The 15,762-nt window shown below is 71.8% G+C and carries 15 protein-coding genes and 1 tRNA gene; 12 read left to right on the top strand and 4 right to left on the bottom strand.

Features of this window, described 5'->3' with window-relative positions:
- Positions 1–9: 9 nt before the first annotated feature.
- The 11 genes from ACVWWH_RS14425 (at position 10) to ACVWWH_RS14375 (ending at position 11,171) form a co-directional block, all read left to right on the top strand.
- Positions 10–1,335, top strand: coding sequence for a thymidine phosphorylase (locus ACVWWH_RS14425; protein WP_457317023.1), 1,326 nt, complete (start codon positions 10–12; stop codon positions 1,333–1,335).
- 177 nt (positions 1,336–1,512) lie between these two features.
- Positions 1,513–2,247, top strand: coding sequence for a DedA family protein (locus tag ACVWWH_RS14420; protein WP_457317037.1), 735 nt, complete (start codon positions 1,513–1,515; stop codon positions 2,245–2,247).
- Positions 2,248–2,291: 44 nt separating this feature from the next.
- A complete protein-coding gene (locus ACVWWH_RS14415) occupies positions 2,292–3,434 on the top strand; it encodes an adenosine deaminase (RefSeq protein WP_066496868.1) in 1,143 nt (380 codons plus the stop codon).
- A 41-nt stretch (positions 3,435–3,475) separates the two neighbouring features.
- The gene (locus tag ACVWWH_RS14410; RefSeq protein ID WP_084249371.1) at positions 3,476–4,192 is read left to right on the top strand and encodes a MazG nucleotide pyrophosphohydrolase domain-containing protein; all 717 of its coding nucleotides are present in this window, start codon (positions 3,476–3,478) and stop codon (positions 4,190–4,192) included.
- A 142-nt stretch (positions 4,193–4,334) separates the two neighbouring features.
- Positions 4,335–5,615, top strand: coding sequence for a phosphopyruvate hydratase (eno, locus tag ACVWWH_RS14405; protein ID WP_066496870.1), 1,281 nt, complete (start codon positions 4,335–4,337; stop codon positions 5,613–5,615).
- Positions 5,616–5,780: 165 nt separating this feature from the next.
- On the top strand, positions 5,781–6,377 hold the full coding sequence (locus ACVWWH_RS14400) for a septum formation initiator family protein (protein WP_457317022.1): 597 nt from the start codon (positions 5,781–5,783) through the stop codon (positions 6,375–6,377).
- Positions 6,378–6,468: 91 nt separating this feature from the next.
- Positions 6,469–7,185, top strand: coding sequence for a DUF501 domain-containing protein (locus ACVWWH_RS14395; RefSeq protein ID WP_457317021.1), 717 nt, complete (start codon positions 6,469–6,471; stop codon positions 7,183–7,185).
- Positions 7,182–8,144, top strand: coding sequence for a Ppx/GppA phosphatase family protein (locus ACVWWH_RS14390; protein WP_457317020.1), 963 nt, complete (start codon positions 7,182–7,184; stop codon positions 8,142–8,144). Before ACVWWH_RS14395 ends, ACVWWH_RS14390 begins: the two co-directional genes overlap by 4 nt.
- The gene (locus ACVWWH_RS14385) at positions 8,141–9,487 is read left to right on the top strand and encodes a S8 family serine peptidase (RefSeq protein ID WP_457317019.1); all 1,347 of its coding nucleotides are present in this window, start codon (positions 8,141–8,143) and stop codon (positions 9,485–9,487) included. The genes ACVWWH_RS14390 and ACVWWH_RS14385 overlap by 4 nt, the downstream gene beginning before the upstream one ends.
- Positions 9,488–9,521: 34 nt before the next feature.
- Complete coding sequence (locus ACVWWH_RS14380) at positions 9,522–10,961, top strand: NAD(P)/FAD-dependent oxidoreductase (RefSeq protein ID WP_447421514.1); 1,440 nt, start codon at positions 9,522–9,524, stop codon at positions 10,959–10,961.
- A gap of 133 nt (positions 10,962–11,094) precedes the next feature.
- Positions 11,095–11,171 (top strand) — tRNA-Leu (locus ACVWWH_RS14375).
- Positions 11,172–11,331: 160 nt separating this feature from the next.
- Here ACVWWH_RS14375 and ACVWWH_RS14370 read toward each other — a convergent pair.
- A complete protein-coding gene (locus ACVWWH_RS14370) occupies positions 11,332–11,583 on the bottom strand; it encodes a hypothetical protein (protein WP_229710725.1) in 252 nt (83 codons plus the stop codon).
- On the opposite strand from ACVWWH_RS14370, the gene ACVWWH_RS14365 reads away from it, so the two are divergent.
- The gene (locus ACVWWH_RS14365) at positions 11,546–12,697 is read left to right on the top strand and encodes an ABC transporter substrate-binding protein (protein WP_457317018.1); all 1,152 of its coding nucleotides are present in this window, start codon (positions 11,546–11,548) and stop codon (positions 12,695–12,697) included. The genes ACVWWH_RS14370 and ACVWWH_RS14365 overlap by 38 nt on opposite strands.
- Positions 12,698–12,863: 166 nt before the next feature.
- Here ACVWWH_RS14365 and ACVWWH_RS14360 read toward each other — a convergent pair whose 3' ends face one another.
- The 3 genes from ACVWWH_RS14360 to ACVWWH_RS14350 are packed head-to-tail and all read right to left on the bottom strand — an operon-like array spanning position 12,864 to position 15,753.
- Positions 12,864–13,661: an ABC transporter ATP-binding protein gene (locus ACVWWH_RS14360; protein ID WP_457317017.1), complete on the bottom strand. Its 798-nt coding sequence runs from the start codon at positions 13,659–13,661 to the stop codon at positions 12,864–12,866.
- The gene (locus tag ACVWWH_RS14355) at positions 13,658–14,788 is read right to left on the bottom strand and encodes an ABC transporter ATP-binding protein (RefSeq protein WP_066496885.1); all 1,131 of its coding nucleotides are present in this window, start codon (positions 14,786–14,788) and stop codon (positions 13,658–13,660) included. The genes ACVWWH_RS14360 and ACVWWH_RS14355 overlap by 4 nt, the downstream gene beginning before the upstream one ends.
- A complete protein-coding gene (locus tag ACVWWH_RS14350; protein WP_457317016.1) occupies positions 14,785–15,753 on the bottom strand; it encodes a branched-chain amino acid ABC transporter permease in 969 nt (322 codons plus the stop codon). The genes ACVWWH_RS14355 and ACVWWH_RS14350 overlap by 4 nt, the downstream gene beginning before the upstream one ends.
- Positions 15,754–15,762 lie beyond the last annotated feature (9 nt).

Below are 15,762 nucleotides of genomic sequence, written 5' to 3'. Positions count from 1 at the left end.
AGGACACCAGTGACCACCTCCGGGAACGGGGCGCGTGCCGAAGCGCACGACGCCGTCGACGTCATCCGCGCCAAGCGCGACCGGCGCGAGCTCAGCGACGCCCAGATCGACTGGGTCATCGACGCCTACACGCGCGGGGCCGTGGCCGATGAGCAGATGTCCGCCCTCGCCATGGCGATCCTCCTCAACGGCATGACCCACCGGGAGACGGCCCGATGGACGACGGCGATGATCGCCTCGGGCGAGCGGCTCGACTTCTCCTCCCTCCGCAGCCGCTCCGGCGGGCAGCGGCCGACGGCCGACAAGCACTCCACCGGCGGGGTCGGGGACAAGATCACGCTCCCGCTCGCGCCCCTCGTGGCCGTGTTCGGGGTGGCCGTCCCGCAGCTCTCCGGCCGCGGCCTCGGCCACACCGGCGGGACACTGGACAAGCTCGAGTCGATCCCGGGCTGGCGGGCGGCCCTGAGCAACGAGGAGATGATGGCCCAGCTCGACGACGTCGGGGCGGTCATCTGCGCCGCGGGCGCCGGGCTCGCCCCGGCAGACAAGAAGCTCTACGCGCTGCGCGACGTCACCGGCACCGTCGAGGCGATCCCGCTCATCGCCTCCTCGATCATGAGCAAGAAGATCGCCGAGGGGACCGGCGCGCTGGTCCTCGACGTCAAGGTCGGCTCCGGGGCCTTCATGAAGGATGAGGCCGACGCCCGCGAGCTGGCCGAGACGATGGTGGCCCTCGGCCAGGACGCCGGGGTGCGCACCGTGGCGCTCCTGACCGACATGGACACCCCGCTCGGCCTCACCGCCGGCAACGCGATCGAGGTCGAGGAGTCCCTCGAGGTCCTCGCCGGCGGAGGCCCGGAGGACGTCGTGGCGCTCACGGTCCGGCTGGCCGAGGAGATGCTCGAGGCCTCGGGCGTGCAGGGCGACCCGGCGCAGGCGCTCAAGGACGGCCGTGCGATGGACGTGTGGCGGCGGATGATCGCCGCCCAGGGCGGCGACCCGGACGCCCCGCTCCCGCGCGCTAAGGAGTCGGAGACGGTCTACGCCCCGGCCGACGGAGTCCTCGTGGGCCTCGACGCGCTCTCCGTCGGCGTCGCCGCGTGGCGGCTCGGCGCCGGCCGGGCGCGCAAGGAGGACGCCGTCCAGGCCGGCGCCGGCGTGCGGCTGCATGCCAAGCCGGGCGCGACGGTCCGCGCGGGGGAGCCGCTCATGACGCTGCTGACCGACACCCCCGAGCGCTTCGGCCGTGCGCACGAGGCGCTCGAGGGCGCGGTCACGATCGCGCCGGAAGGCTCCCGCCCGGCCACCCCGCTCATCTTCGACCGCATCGCCTAGCACGCCGAACCCGGCCCCGACCCAAGGCGAGCACCTCCGCCCGGGGGAGGGGCCGGCGTCGTCCGCACGGAGGATCGCCCCCGGCGCGATCTAGGGCCTTAGGGCGGATAGTCGCCTGAGCCTGCGCATGGGACACTGGAGGAGGCCCAGTATCCGGAGGAGCAATACCGCATGTCGTTGACCTTCATCGATCACGCGATCCTCCATGCTGCCGGCCAGTGGTGGATCTACCCGATCCTCCTCGTCTTCTTCTTCGTCGACGGCTTCGCGACGATCGCGCCGAGCGAGACGCTCATCGTGGCCCTCGCCGCGTACTGGCGCCATTCCGGCGAGCCCAACCTGTGGATCCTGGGCGCCACAGCGCTCATCGGGGCGATGGCAGGCGACAACGTGGCCTACTTCCTCGGGCGCAGGATCGGCACCGACCGCTGGAAGTGGATGCGGCGCCCGCGCGTGCAGAAGGTCTTCGGCTGGGCCCGGCACGAGCTCGACAAGCGCGGCGCCGTGCTGATCTTCACCGCCCGGTACATCCCCTGGGGCCGCGTGGCGGTCAACTACGTCTCCGGCAGCACCGGGTTCCGCCACCGCACGTTCTTCTGGCTCGACGGCTTCGCGTGCCTGACGTGGGTGGGCTACTCGCTCGGGGTGGGCCTCCTCGCGAGCTCCTTCCCCTGGCTGCACCACAACCCGCTCCTGAGCGTCGTGGTCGCCGTCGCCTTCGCACTCGTCCTCGGCGTGCTCCTGGACCACAGCATCACGGTCCTCCACCGCTGGCGCGACACGGTCGACGCCCGCCGGGCCGCCGCGGCGGCGAGGGCGGAGCACGAGCGCGAGCTCGCCCTGCGGCCCCATCTGCCCGCCGACGACTACGCGCCGCGCGAGCGCGAGACCACGCCCACTCCGGGGGAGTGACCTGCGCGGTGGCCTGCTGCCCCCAGCTTCAATAGAGTTGGGGCGTGACTGAGCCGAACATCGACGCCGCCCCGGACCTCTCCTTCGACCTCCGGGCGCTGCCCAAGGTCTCCCTCCACGACCACCTCGACGGCGGCCTGCGCCCCGCGACCATCATCGAGCTCGCCGCCGAGATCGGCCACGAGCTCCCGTCCACGGACCCCGTGGCCCTCGGGCAGTGGTTCCGGGACGCCGCGGACTCCGGCTCCCTGCCCCGGTACCTCGAGACGTTCGACCACACGATCGCCGTGATGCAGACCGCCCCGGCCCTGCGCCGGATCGCACGGGAGTTCGTCGAGGACCTCGCGGACGACGGCGTGGTGTACGGCGAGGTGCGCTGGGCGCCCGAGCAGCACCTCACCGACGGGCTCACCCTCGACGAGGCCGTCGAGGCCGTCCAGGCCGGCCTCGAGGACGGCATGGCCCTCGTGGAGGAGTCGGGGCGGGTCATCGCCGTCGGCCAGCTCATCACGGCCATGCGCCACGCCGACAACTCCCAGGCGATCGCCGAGCTCGCCGTGCGCCACCGCGACCGCGGCGCGGTCGGGTTCGACATCGCCGGGGCCGAGGACGGCTTCCCGCCCTCGCGCTTCGCCGAGGCCTTCACCTACCTCGCGCAGAACAACTTCCCGGCCACCGTCCACGCCGGAGAGGCCGCCGGCCTCGCGAGCATCCAGTCGGCCCTCGTCGACGGGCGCGCCCTCCGCCTCGGCCACGGCGTGCGCATCGCCGAGGACATCACCGTCGACTCGACCGACGAGGTCGACGAGGACGGCGTGCCGATCCTCGACGTCACGCTCGGCGAGCTGGCCGCGTGGGTCCGCGACCGCGGGATCCCGCTCGAGCTCTGCCCGTCCTCGAACCTCCAGACCGGCGCGATCGCCGCCTGGGGCGAGGACATCCTCGACCACCCCTTCGACATGCTCTACGAGCTCGGCTTCAACGTCACGGTCAACACCGACAACCGGCTCATGAGCGGCGTGACGCTCACGGACGAGTTCGAGCTGCTCGTGGAGGCCTTCGACTACGACCTCGACGACCTGCTCGAGATCACACTCAACGCCGCCGAGGCCGCATTCCTGCCGCTCGAGGACCGTGAGGACCTCGTCGAGTACATCAACGAGGCCTACGCGAACCTTGCCGAGTAGGCACGGGCCGGGTGAGGCCGCGGGTGCGGGGGAGCCGTGAGGTGAGCGCCGCCGTCGACCGTCTCGTGGAGGTGGTGCGGCTCCTGCGGGAGCACTGCCTCTGGACGGCCGCGCTCACGCACGCCTCTCTCGTGACGTACCTGATCGAGGAGTCCTACGAGCTCGTCGAGGCGATCGAGGACGGCCAGCCGGAGGAGGAGCTGCGGGGCGAGCTCGCCGACGTGCTCCTGCAGGTGGTCCTGCACGCCGAGATCGCGCGGGAGCGCGGCGCGTTCGACCTCGACGGCGTCGCGGGGGCGCTCACCGCGAAGCTCGTCCGGCGCAACCGCCACGTCTTCACGCCCGACGGCGCGCTGCAGCCGAGCTTCCCGACCACCGTGGCCGAGATCATCGCCTCGTGGGACGAGGCCAAGCGCCAGGAGAAGGCGGCCGCCGGGTCGGGGCAGGGACCCGGGCCCGACGGCGACGGCTCGCCCCGGCTCGTCGGCCCCGACGCGCTCGAGGGGCTTCCGCGGCACCTGCCCGCCCTCGCCCTCGCCCAGAAGGCGCTGGGGCGGGCCGAGCGGCGGCGTGCCCTGGAGGGCGCCGGGCCGGCCGGCGGGCCCGATGCCCCGACCTCGGCGTCCGGTGGGGTGACCTCGGCGGGATTCGCGACCGAGGAGGAGCTCGGGGACTTCCTGCTCGACGCCGTGCGCGCCGCCCGCGCCGCCGGGCTCGACGCCGAGCGCGCGCTCCGCGCCGCGGTCGGCCGCCTCTGAGCCCAGCCCGAGATGGGCGTCACAGGTCGCGCCGCCGAGCGCGGGCCGGATAGTCTGGTGCCGACACCGTGCCTGCCCCGCGGTTCGGCGCGGGCAGCGCCTCCTCATGTCAGAGCCGTTCCATCCACCAAGGAGCACATCCATGGCCCTTATCGATGCCATCCACGCCCGCGAGATCCTCGACTCCCGGGGCAACCCGACGGTCGAGGTCGAGGTCCTGCTCAGCGACGGCTCGCTCGGCCGCGCCGCGGTCCCCTCGGGCGCCTCGACGGGCGAGTTCGAGGCCGTGGAGCGCCGCGACGGCGACAAGGGCCGCTACCAGGGCAAGGGCGTCCAGCAGGCCGTCGAGGCCGTCCTCGACCAGATCGCCCCGGCGCTGACGGGCTTCGACGCCACCGACCAGCGCGCCATCGACCAGGCCATGATCGACCTTGACGGCACCCCCAACAAGGGCAACCTCGGTGCCAACGCGATCCTCGGCGTCTCCCTCGCCGTCGCCAACGCGGCCGCCGACTCCGCCAACCTGCCGCTGTACAAGTACCTCGGCGGCCCGAACGCGCACGTCCTGCCCGTGCCGCTCATGAACATCCTCAACGGCGGCTCGCACGCCGATTCCGACGTGGACATCCAGGAGTTCATGATCGCTCCGATCGGCGCCGAGACCTTCTCCGAGGGCCTCCGCTGGGGCGTCGAGGTCTACCACAACCTCAAGAGCGTGCTCAAAGAGAAGGGCCTCTCCACGGGCCTGGGCGACGAGGGCGGCTTCGCCCCGAACCTTCCCTCCAACCGCGCCGCGCTCGAGCTCATCACGGAGGCCATCAGCAAGGCCGGCTACACCCCGGGCAAGGACATCGCGCTCGCGCTCGACGTGGCCTCGTCCGAGTTCTTCAAGGACGGCGCGTACCAGTTCGAGGGCAAGGCGCTCTCCGCGTCCGAGATGAGCGCGTACTACGCCGAGCTCGTCAACGACTTCCCGCTCGTCTCGATCGAGGACCCGCTCGACGAGAACGACTGGGAGGGCTGGAAGATCCTCACCGAGGAGATCGGGGACAAGGTCCAGCTCGTGGGCGACGACCTCTTCGTGACCAACCCCGAGCGGCTCCAGCAGGGCATCGACGCCAAGACGGCCAACTCGCTGCTCGTGAAGGTCAACCAGATCGGCTCCCTCACCGAGACGCTCGACGCCGTCTCCCTGGCCCAGCGCAGCGGCTACACCACGATCACCTCCCACCGCTCCGGTGAGACCGAGGACACGACCATCGCGGACATCTGCGTCGCGACCAACGCCGGCCAGATCAAGACCGGCGCCCCGGCCCGCTCTGAGCGCGTCGCGAAGTACAACCAGCTCCTGCGCATCGAGGAGGAGCTCGACGACGCCGCGCGCTACGCCGGCCGCAGCGCCTTCCCGCGCTTCAAGGGCTGACACCCTCCGCGCCGTCCGGTATGCCGCCTGCGGCACCCGGGCGGCGCCTACGCAGAAATGCGCCCCGCGGCGGCTATCGTTGAATGACGATGGCCGCCGCGGCGCATCGGGCAGGGGCCGCCGCAGCGGCCGGCCGCACACAGGAGACCAACGCAAGGAGCTTCCATGGCGACGCGTCGACCGGCCGTGCCCCGCACGCCGGCCACGAAGCGACCCTCGCCCGCCGCGCCCACCCCTGTGGTGGAGCCGGTCCAGGAGGCAGCACCGGGGACGGGGGCCCCGAAGGCCCAGAAGTCCCCGAGGAAGCCGGCTGGTCCGGCGAAGCGGCGGACGGGGACCAAGGTCCCCCTCAAGACCCCGGTCTCCGCGGACAGCGCCCCCGTGCCGGCGCGGGCCTTCTCCGGCCGCATCATCGCCCTCGCCGTGGTGCTCGTCGCCATCACGATCATGCTCGCCCCGACGGTCCGCGTCTTCCTCGGCCAGCGGGCCGAGATCAGCTCCCTCCAGGCCGACATCGCCGCGAAGCACGCCGAGCAGGACTCGCTCAAGCAGTCCATCGCCCGGTGGGAGGACCCCAACTACGTCAAGCAGCAGGCGCGCGACCGCATTAACATGGTCATGCCCGGCGAGACCTCGTACTGGGTGTTCGGCGACGACGGCAGCCCGGCCGCCACGAGCAGCGGGACGCAGACGCAGGCGGGCGGCGACACGCCTTGGACCCAGGGCTTCTGGGACGCGTTCGTGCGGGCCGCGACTGACTGAGCCGCCGGGGCACCCGCGGTGCCGCCTCCGTGAGAAGGCGGCAGGGCGCCGTCGTGCGCCCACCGACCAGAGCAAGGACAGTGAGAGCCCCGTGACCGAGACCCCCCAGCCGTCCGCCGACGTCCCGACGCCGGCGGACCTCGAGACCCTGAGCCGCCAGCTCGGGCGCCCCGTGCGCGACGTGGTCGCCATCCCGGCGCGGTGCGTGTGCGGGAAGCCGCTCGTGGCGGCGACCGCGCCGCGCCTGGCCAGCGGCACCCCGTTCCCCACGACCTTCTACCTCACCCACCCCGTCATCACCTCCGCCGTCTCCCGTCTCGAGGCCGCCGGCCTCATGGCCGAGATGAACGACAGGCTCGCTGCCGATCCCGAGCTCGCCGCCGCGTACCGCCGGGCCCACGAGGCCTATCTCGCCGCGCGCGAGGAGATCGGCCGCCGCGCGGGCACGGGACCCGTCCCTGAGATCGACGGTGTCTCCGCCGGCGGGATGCCCACCCGCGTCAAGTGCCTCCACGTCCTCGTGGGGCAGTCGCTCGCCCTGGGCCCCGGCGTCAATCCTCTCGGCGACGAGGCGATCGCGGGGATCTCCGCCTGGTGGACGCCGGAGGCCTGCTACTGCGACGGGGCCTGGGACACCGAGGGGGAGGCCCCGGACCGGGACCTCTCCCGGCACGGCCCGCAGGGGCTGCCGGCGATGACCGGCCGGCCGGCGCCCCTCCGGCGCACGGACTCCGCCGAGGGCACCGCGGAGGGCACCGCCGGCTCCAGCGCCGAGCGGGAGGACGCGGCGGGGGAGGACCGGGCATGAGGGTCGCGGGCATCGACTGCGGCACGAATTCGATCCGCCTCCTCGTGGCGGACACGCGTCCCGGCGACGACGGCGCCCCCCGCCTGGCGGACGTCCACCGCGAGATGCGCGTCGTCCGCCTGGGCCAGGGCGTCGACGCCACCGGCATGCTCGCTCCCGAGGCGCTCGAGCGCACCTTCGCCGCCGCCGACGACTACGCCGCCACCGTCCGTGACCTGGGCGCCGAGCGCGTCCGCTTCGTGGCGACCTCGGCCATGCGGGACGCGCGCAACGGCGACGAGTTCGTCGCCGGCATCCGGGCGCGCTTCGGCGTCGAGCCCGAGATCGTGCCCGGCGCCGAGGAGGCCGCGCTGAGCTTCGCCGGCGCCGCGAGCGTCCTGCCGCTGGCCGCCGGCCGCCCCGTGCTCGTGGTTGACCTCGGCGGCGGCAGCACGGAGTTCGTCCTCGGCGACGCCGCCGGGGTCCGGGCGGCGCGCTCGATCGACATGGGCTGCGTCCGCCTCACCGAGCGGCACCTCCGCTCGGACCCGCCCGCCGCCGAGGAGGTCGCCGCGGCGGAGCGCGACGTCGACGCGGGCATCGACGAGGCGCTTGCCGGCGTGCCGCTCGGCGAGGCGACCGCGGTGATCGGCGTGGCCGGTTCGATCACCACCATCACCGCGCACGCCCTGGGCCTGCCCGCCTACCAGCCCGAGCGCATCCATGGAACCGAACTGCCGATTGCGCAGGTGGCCGCAGCCTGCACGTCGCTGCTGGGACTGACCCACGCCCAGCGGGCCGAGCTGCCCTACATGCACCCCGGGCGCGTCGACGTGATCGGGGCCGGGGCGCTCGTGTGGCGCCGCATCCTCGCCCGGCTGTCCACGCTGACGGACGGCCGCATCGCCTCCGCCGTCACGAGCGAGCACGACATCCTCGACGGCATCGCCCTGAGCACCCTGACGAAGAAGACCACGTGATCCGACGCGCCACTGCCCTGACCCTCTCCATCCTCACGGCGCTGGCCGCGGCGCTGCTCGGCCTCCTGCCGTTCGCGCCCGCCGCGCTGGCCGACAGCATCCGGGACCGCGAGTACTGGCTCGGCGAGTACGGGATCGAGAAGGCCTGGGAGGTCTCCAAGGGCGCCGGGGTCAAGGTGGCCGTCATCGACAGCGGCATCGACGGCACGCACCCGGACCTGCACGGGGCGGTCGTGGGCGGCCACGACTCCTCCGGCGCCGGCTCTCCGGACGGGCAGAAGCCGATCGGCGCGAAGCCCGAGCACGGCACGCTCGTCGCGACGATGCTCGCCGGCCGAGGCCACGGCCAGGACCCCGGCAAGGACGGCGTGGGCCCGGACGGGATCGTGGGCGTGGCGCCCGAGGCGCAGCTCCTCTCGGCGTCCACCTGGCTGGGCTCGCCGAACCCCGCGGGGATCTCCGACCAGGCGCAGATCCCCGACGCCGTGCGCTGGGCGGTGGACCAGGGCGCCAAGGTCATCAACATCTCCCTCGGCAGCTCCTCGCCCGTCTGGCCAGAGAGCTGGGACTCGGCCTTCCTCTACGCGGAGCAGCACGACGTGGTGATCGTCGCCGCGGCCGGGAACCGCGTGGGCGGCAACGTCCAGGTCGGTGCGCCCGCCACGATCCCGGGCGTCCTGACCGTCGCGGGCCTGGACCGCCAGCGGAAGGCGAGCGTCGACTCCTCGTCGCAGGGCATCAGCATCGGCGTGGCCGCTCCCGCCGAGGAGCTCGCCGGCGGCCTGCCGGGCGGCGAGTACGCGGAATGGGCCGGCACCTCGGGCGCCGCCCCGATCGTCTCAGGGGTGGCGGCGCTCATCCGCTCGAAGTGGCCGGACATGAGCGCGGCCCAGGTGATCAACCGGATCGTCTCGACGGCGAAGGACGCCGGCGCGCCCGGACCCGACCCGATCTACGGCCGCGGCATCCTCGATGCCGAGGCGGCGCTGAAGGCGGATGTGCCGGTGAGGTCCGTCAACCCGCTCGGCTCGATCGCCGACTGGATCCGCGTCCACCGCAAGGGCGCGGGCCCGGCGCCCACCGCCCCGGACGAGACGGCGGCCCCGACTGCCCCTGCCACCGCCGTGCCCGAGCCGTCGGCGCCGACGCCCCGCAACGATCCTGCGGAGAGCCCCTGGCCGGCCCTGACCGTGGTCCTCTCGTCGGTCCTCGTGCTGGGCACTGCCGCCGGCGGAGGCCTCCACGTCTGGCGGCGCTCGGTCCGCAGCCGCGCGGGCGGGGCCGCCCTGCCGCCGGACGCCGCGGCGTCGGCGGAGCCGGAGGAGTCACACCCGGGGAGCTAGTGAATATTTTCACAAACTGCGCTACGCTTGTTCCATGCCTTCCTCCCTGCAGCTTGTCGATCGCCCCCGCGTCCTCGTCGTCGGCGGCGGCTACGTCGGCCTCTACGTGGCCCTGAACCTCCAGAAGAAGATCGCCTCGGCCGGCGGCATCGTCACGGTCGTGGATCCCAACCCGTACATGACCTACCAGCCGTTCCTGCCCGAGGTGGCCGGCGGCAACATCGAGGCGCGCCACGCCGTCGTCTCCCTCCGCGAGCACCTCAAGCAGAGTGAGGTCATCCAGGGCTCGGTCACGAGCATCGACCACGAGGCCCGCAAGGCCGTCGTGGAGCTCCCGGGCGACCAGGGCACGGTCGAGGTCCCCTACGTCGACGTGGTCCTCGGCGCGGGCGCCATCACGCGGACGTTCCCGATCCCGGGCCTCGCCGAGGCCGGCATCGGCAACAAGACCATCGAGGAGGCCATCGCCCTCCGCAACCAGGTGATCGAGCGCATCGAGTTCGCCTCGACCGCCACAGACCCGGCCGAGCGCCGGCGCGCCCTGACCTTCGTGGTCGTCGGCGGCGGCTTCGCCGGCATCGAGACCATCGCCGAGATGGAGGACCTCGCCCGCGAGGCCGTCCGCAACAACGCCCGCCTGAGCCAGGACGAGGTCCGCTTCGTCCTCGTCGAGGCGATGGGCCGCATCATGCCCGAGGTCACGGCCGAGCAGGCCGAGTGGGTCGTCAGCCACCTCAAGGGCCGCGGCATCGAGGTGCTCCTGAACACCTCCCTCGCCAGCGCCGAGGGCTCCCTGAAGCTCATCAACATGCCGGACAAGACCCCTGCGGACGAGTTCGAGGCGGACACCCTCGTCTGGACCGCCGGCGTGCAGGCCAACCCGATGGTCCGCGCCACCGGCTTCCCGCTCGAGCCGCGCGGCCGCGTCCGCGTCCTGCCGGACCTCCGCATCGCCGGGGACGAGGGCATCATCGACAACGCCTGGGCTGCCGGCGACGTCGCCGCCGTGCCCGACCTGACCGGCAAGGGCCTCCCGGACGGCACCTGCGTGCCGAACGCCCAGCACGCCCTGCGCCAGGCCAAGGTCCTCGCGAACAACCTGTGGGCCAACCGCTGGGACAAGCCGCTGACCGACTACAAGCACAAGAACCTCGGTGCCGTGGCCGGCTTCGGCCCGTGGAAGGGCGTGGCGAACATCAACCTGTTCGGGCGGATCGGCCTGAAGGGCCCGCTCGCCTGGCTCGCGCACCGCGGCTACCACGGCCTCGCGATCCCGACGGCGGAGCGCAAGTTCCGCGTGCTCCTCGACTGGTTCTCCTCGCTCTTCGCCGGCCGCGACACGACCCCGCTGCAGGGCCTCGAGAACCCGCGTGCCGCGTTCGAGAGCGCCGCCCGCCCCGCCCCGAAGCCCGCGGCCGCCCCGGCGCCGAAGGCCCAGGACGCCGGCGAGAAGGTTCCGGCCGGCGCCAAGTAGCCCCGCCACCCGGCCCGCCTCGGGCCGACCATGACGACGGCGGCCGCCTCCCGCGAAGGAGGCGGCCGCCGTCGTGCTCCCGGCAGGCACCCCGCGTCGCGGCACGCGGGCGAGCCAGTAGGCTGGGGAGCGCGCCCCAGTAGCCCAATCGGCAGAGGCAGCGGACTTAAAATCCGCTCAGTCAGGGTTCGAGTCCCTGCTGGGGCACCATGCGCGCCGGAAGCTGCCGAGGCGTTACAAGGCTGTGACCACAATCACTGTAACGAGCGTTAACCGTTGAATTAGCCTGTCTTCTAATCAGGAACACCTGATTGTTCGCATCAGGGGCTCTCCGTGCCCTTCGATGGAGGAGATTACGCATGATTCAACGTCACCAGGCTGCGCCTCGGGCGGCGAAGCTGGCTGCACTCGGCATCGGCGTCGCCCTCCTGGCGACCGCCTGCAGCGGTTCCTCGGGGACGCCGTCGAGCTCCAGCTCGAGCTCGGGCAGCGCTGCAGCATCCGGCACCATTTCCTGCCCGGCACCGAGCGCGTCGGCAGGCGCCGGCAGCGCCTCGGCCGCGGCCACGGTCGCCCCCGGGGACGTGCCGAAGTCCTCGACCACCTCCCCGACCCCGCTCAAGCTGGGCTCGCTCCTCCCGCAGACGGGCGCCCTCGCGTTCCTCGGCCCGCCCGAGATCGCCGGCGTGAACCTCGCCGTGAAGCAGATCAATGACGCCGGCGGCGTCCTCGGCCACCCGGTCGAGATCACCCACCGCGACTCCGGCGACACGACCACGGACATCGCGACCCAGTCGGTGACGAACCTCCTCGGGCAGGGCGTGTCCGCGATCATCGGCGCGGCGTCCTCGGGCGTGTCCAAGACGGTGATCAACCAGATCACCGGTGCTGGCGTGGTGCAGTTCTCGCCTGCCAACACGTCGCCGGACTTCAGCACCTGGAACGCGCACGGGCTCTACTGGCGCACTGCGCCCTCGGACGTGCTCCAGGGCCGCGTGCTCGGCAACTACATGGCCTCCTGCGGCGCCCAGACGCTCGGCATGATCGTCCTGAACGACGCCTACGGCACCGGCCTGCGGGACAACGTCCAGAAGGCCTTCGAGGCCGCCGGCGGCAAGGTCGTGGACCAGGAGCTGTTCAACGAGGGCGACTCGCAGTTCAGCTCGCAGGTGGACAAGGTCGTGGCGGCCAAGCCGGACGCGATCGCGGTGATCTCCTTCGACCAGGCCAAGCAGATCATCCCGCTGCTGACGGCCAAGGGTGTCAAGCCGACGCAGATGTTCTTCGTCGACGGCAACACCTCGGACTACAGCAAGGACCTCAAGCCGGGCACGCTCAAGGGCGCCCAGGGCACCACCCCGGGGACCTTCGCGAAGGACGACTTCAAGAAGCAGCTCGCCACGGTCGACTCCGGTCTGAAGGACTACAACTACGCCGGTGAGTCCTGGGACGCCGTGAACCTGATCGCACTCGCGGCCGAGGAGGCCAAGAGCACCAAGGGCACGGACATCGCGGCGCACCTCCAGGACGTCTCCGAGGGCGGTCAGAAGTGCTACGACTTCGCCAGCTGCGTGACGCTCCTGCGCCAGGGCAAGGACATCGACTACGACGGCAAGTCCGGCCCGGTCTCCTTCGCCAAGAACGGTGACCCCCAGGAGGCCTACATCGGCATCTACCAGTTCGATGACAACAACAAGCCGCAGCCGGTCCGCGAGGAGTTCGGCAAGCTGAGCTGACCGGCCTCTGACGGTCAGCACGGCTCAGGGCCCCGGTCCCCGCGAGGGTGACCGGGGCCTCTGCACGCCTCGGGGCTGCTCCGACCGGTGGCGCCGCGGTGAGCACAGACGACGGCGCCGCCCCACCCGCGGAGGGTGGGGCGGCGCCGTCGTGAGCGGGTGCCTCCTACGCCTGGCCGGCCACCTTCCCTTCGCCCTCGACGGTGTCGGCGAGGGTGCCGAGGTAGAGCTGGATGACCTTCGGATCCTTGAGCAGCTCGCGGCCGGTGCCCGTGTAGGCGTCGCGGCCCTGGTCCAGGACGTAGCCCCGGTCGCAGATCTGCAGGCACCGCCGGGCGTTCTGCTCGACCATGATGACGGAGACGCCGGCCCGGTTGATCTCGTGCACGCGCAGGAACGTCTCATCCTGCTTGACGGGGGAGAGGCCGGCGGAGGGCTCGTCGAGGAGGAGCACCGCCGGGTCCATCATGAGGGCCCGGCCCATCGCCACCATCTGCCGCTCGCCGCCCGAGAGCGAGCCGGCCCGCTGCGCCCGGCGCTTCCCGAGCTCGGGGAACAGCTCTGTCACGAAGTCCCACCGCTCCTTGAAGGCCTTGGGCCGCTGGAACATGCCCATCTGCATGTTCTCCTCGATCGTGAGCGTCGTGAAGACGTTGTTGTTCTGCGGCACGAACCCCAGGCCGCGGCTCACGAGCTTGTTCGCCTTGAGCCCGGTCAGGTCCTGCCCGCGGACCACGACGGAGCCGGAGTGGACCTTCACGAGGCCGAACATGGCCTTGAGCAGGGTGGACTTCCCTGCGCCGTTCGGGCCGATGATGCCGATCAGCTCGCCCTTGCGGGCCTCGATGCTGCAGCCGTTGAGGATGTTGACCCCGGGCAGGTAGCCGGCCACGAGCTTCGTGACGGTCACGACGGCCTCGCCGGCCGGTGCGGCGCCTGCCGCGGGCGCGCTGTGCTCGCTCACTTCTGCTCCTCCTTGCCGGCGTCCTCAGTGGCCTCGGTGGCGCCGTGGGGCGCCCGACCGGCGGCCTCGTCCGGTGCCTCGGCCTCGTCCAGCCCCTCGCCCGGCGCGGCGCGGTGCTTGGCGGGGTGGCTGACGGTGATGGTCTCGGCCTCGGAGAGGACCGACTCCTCGGAGATGATCCCGGCGTCGGCGGTGCCGACCACCGACTCCTCGTCCGCAGCCAGCTCCTCCTCGAGCTCCTTCAGGCCGCCGGCGGCTCCGAGGTCCACGTCGTGGTGGGCGCCCAGGTAGGCGTCGATCACGGCCTGGTCCTTCATGACGTCGGCGGGTGGGCCCTCGGCCACCACCTTCCCCTCGGCCATGACCACGACCCAGTCGGCGATGTGGCGGACCATGTGCATGTCGTGCTCGACGAACAGCACGGTCATGCCCTCGGCCTTGAGGTTCTTGATGTGGTCGAGGAGGCTCTGGGTCAGGGCCGGGTTGACGCCGGCCATGGGCTCGTCGAGCATGACGAGCTTGGGGTTGACCATGAGCGCCCGGGCCATCTCGAGGAGCTTGCGCTGGCCTCCGGAGAGGGAGGCCGCGTAGTCGTCGCGCTTGGTGTCGAGCTTGAACTTGGCCAGCAGCTCCTCGGCCTTGCCAGTGATGTCCTTCTCGCGGCTGCCCCAGATCCCACGGAACAGGGCGTTGCGGAGCTTCTCGCCCGGCTGCTCCGAGGCGCCGAGACGCATGTTCTCGATGACGGTCAGCTTGCCCATGACCTTGGTGAGCTGGAAGGTGCGCACCATGCCGAGCCTGGCCACCTTGTAGGAGGCCATCCCGGCGAGGTCGCGCCCCTCGAACTGCCACTTGCCCGACTGGGGGGTGTCGAAGCCCGTGAGGAGGTTGAAGAGGGTCGTCTTGCCCGCACCGTTGGGGCCGATCAGGGCGGTGATCTTGTGCCGGGGGATCTCGAGGTGCTCGACGTCGACGGCATTGATGCCGCCGAAGCGGCGGCTCACGTTGTCGGCGACGACGATCGGGTCGCGCTTGCGGCATCCGGGCGCCGCGGGCCCTTCGGCGATGGGGCGGCTGTCCGTCATGTAGTCGACGGTCCCGCCGGAGGTGGTCTGTGCCTCGCTCATGAGAATGCGAGCTCCTTCTTGTTGCCGAACACGCCCTGCGGCCGGAAGATCATCAGCAGCATGAGGGCGACGCCGACGAGGATGTAGCGCAGCTGGCCTGCCTGGGTGGGGCTGAGGAACGGCAGGACGCCGATCTGGATCAGCCCGAAGAGCACGTTCTGGGTCAGGGAGAGCACGACCCAGAAGATCATGGCGCCCACGATCGGCCCGAGCACCGTGGCCATGCCGCCGAGGAGGAGGCACGTCCACAGGAAGAACGTGAACTCGGTCCCGTAGTTCGCCGGCTGCACGACGTCGCGGGGGAGGGTGAAGACGAGGCCCGCGAGCGCGCCGAGGATGCCGCCGATCACGAGGGCCTGCATCTTGTACGAGTAGACGTTCTTGCCGAGCGAGCGCACGGCCATCTCGTCCTCCCGGATGCCCTTGAGGACGCGGCCCCAGGGGCTGCGCATGAGCAGCCAGACGCCGATCCCGAAGATGACCACGAGGCCCCAGCCGAAGACCCGGTAGAAGAAGTCGGGGCTGCTGTACCCGAGGTAGGTGCCCGGGGGGAAGGGGTTCAGCCGCAGGAAGTCCTGCCGGAAGCCGGCCAGGCCGTTGGCGGAGCCGGTGACGTCCGTGAGGGTGTTGGTGGTGACGATGTAGCGGATGATCTCCGCCGCGGCGATCGTCACGATGGCGAGGTAGTCCGCCCGCAGCCGCAGGGTCGGGATGCCGAGGATGAGCGCGAACACGACCGAGGCCACGACGGCCACGATGAGCGCGAGCCAGAACGGGAACTGCAGATGGATGGTGGTCATGGCGAACGCGTAGGCGCCGACCGCGATGAAGCCGGCCTGGCCGAAGTTGAGCAGCCCGGAGTAGCCGAAGTGCACGGCGAGGCCGAGCGCGGCGAGGGCGTAGGCCGCCGTCGTGGGGCTGACGAGCTCGCCGAAAGCCTCGAGAAGAATCTGTCCGAAATCCATGGTGGCCTC

Source organism: Sinomonas sp. RB5 (assembly GCF_054063535.1).
Note: the sequence above shows the minus strand (reverse complement) of the source record. Positions and strands in the feature narration are given on the sequence as shown.